Origin of the sequence: Nocardia kruczakiae NBRC 101016, assembly GCF_001612965.1 — a bacterium.
Taxonomy (GTDB): Bacteria; Actinomycetota; Actinomycetes; order Mycobacteriales; family Mycobacteriaceae; genus Nocardia; species Nocardia kruczakiae.
In genome coordinates this window covers 1-1,370 of sequence record NZ_BDBL01000094.1, presented here as the reverse complement: position 1 = coordinate 1,370, position 1,370 = coordinate 1, and the positions used below count along the sequence as shown (strand labels likewise).

General features: G+C 68.2%; 2 protein-coding genes and 1 pseudogene. 2 read left to right on the top strand and 1 reads right to left on the bottom strand.

Annotation, left to right across the window (positions count from 1 at the left end; translation table 11 throughout):
• A partial coding sequence (locus tag NK1_RS33145; RefSeq protein WP_501193613.1) for a DNA-directed RNA polymerase subunit beta occupies positions 1 to 372 on the top strand: 372 nt, incomplete at its 5' end.
• Between the two features lie 113 nt (positions 373 to 485).
• On the opposite strand, the gene NK1_RS33140 is transcribed toward NK1_RS33145, so the two are convergent.
• Positions 486 to 1,109 carry a TetR/AcrR family transcriptional regulator gene (locus NK1_RS33140; RefSeq protein ID WP_063015153.1) on the bottom strand — a complete coding sequence of 208 codons (624 nt, stop codon included), beginning with the start codon at positions 1,107 to 1,109 and terminating at the stop codon, positions 486 to 488.
• Positions 1,110 to 1,233: 124 nt separating this feature from the next.
• Here NK1_RS33140 and NK1_RS35975 point away from each other — a divergent pair.
• Positions 1,234 to 1,370, top strand: a pseudogene (locus NK1_RS35975) (antibiotic acetyltransferase); the annotation flags it as partial.

Below are 1,370 nucleotides of genomic sequence, written 5' to 3'. Positions count from 1 at the left end.
CAGCAGCCGCTCGGTGGTAAGGCGCAGTTCGGTGGTCAGCGTTTCGGTGAGATGGAGTGCTGGGCCATGCAGGCCTACGGCGCGGCCTACACGCTGCAGGAACTGCTGACCATCAAGTCCGACGACGTGGTCGGCCGGGTGAAGGTCTACGAGGCGATCGTCAAGGGCGAGAACATCCCCGAACCGGGCATCCCGGAATCGTTCAAGGTTCTGCTCAAGGAACTGCAGTCACTGTGCCTCAACGTCGAGGTGCTGTCGGCAGACGGCTCGGCGATCGAATTGCAGCAGGCCGACGACGACATCGACCGCACCGCCGCGAATCTCGGAATCAGCCTGTCCGGCAACGAATCCGCCGCGGCGGACCTGGGCTGAGCGCGTGACCGCGCACCCCAACGGGTGCGCGGTCCCCTGCCCTCGGCCGCGTCGAATGCCGGGTCGAGTGGAGCCAGCGCGGCCCGGAGTTCTACGGCAGCACCGCGTAATCCCTACCTCGCGGCGAACGCACCCGCCTGCGCCGCCAGCACCGCCGCGGTGGCCGCCCGTCGCGGCCCCGCCGGATCGGCCGGAGTCCGCAACAACACCAACTGGTGGTACAGCGGTGCGGTCGCCGCGACGAGCACTGCGCGCGCATCGGTTTCGGCGGGGATCTCGCCCCGATGGATCGCCCGCCCCACGACGATCTCGCATTGCGCGTAGCGGTCCTCCCACAGCTGCCGCAGCGCCCGGGCCGCGTCCTCGGAGCGGAAGGACACCGCGATCAGCGCCGAGGCGATCGACGACTCCTCGGTGAGTGAATCCTGGATCTCCCGGTTGAGTTCGGTGAGATCGCCTGTCAGCGAACCGGTGTCGCGCGGCCGCCAGTCCAGATCGCTCGCGGCGGCGAAGACGTCGGCGATCAGGCCGCCGACATCGCGCCAGCGCCGATACACCGTGGTGCGGTGCACGCCCGCGCGCGCCGCCACCGCATCCACGGTCAGCGCGTCGTATCCGTGCTCGGTCAATTCGGCTTGCACCGCGGCGAGCACGTGTTCGCGGATGCGAGCGGTGCGCCCGCCCGGTCTCGAGGTGGGCTGCCGGGCGGCCGCGGGCTCGTTCGCTGCAGAGGTCATGGTCGTTCATCCGGTTGCTCGGCGGGAGGGAGTGTGCCATCATCCTAAAGCAACATTCGTCGCATTAATGCGGCGGTCGCGACTTTCGCACTTTCCGATCAGACACGGACAGAAGGGTTTTCGCATGCCCGGCCAACTCCCCGTCACGGACCCGACCACGCTGCATCCGATGCCGGGACAGCCGCGAGTCGTCCTGCTGAAACCCCTCGTCACCTCGCCGCTGATCGAGGTCGGCGAATACTCCTACTACGACGATCCGGA

Excerpts from the sequence above, each read along its gene's own strand:
- NK1_RS33140 (WP_063015153.1), bottom strand. The coding sequence starts at position 1,109 with ATGACCTCTGCAGCGAACGAGCCCGCGGCCGCCCGGCAGCCCACCTCG.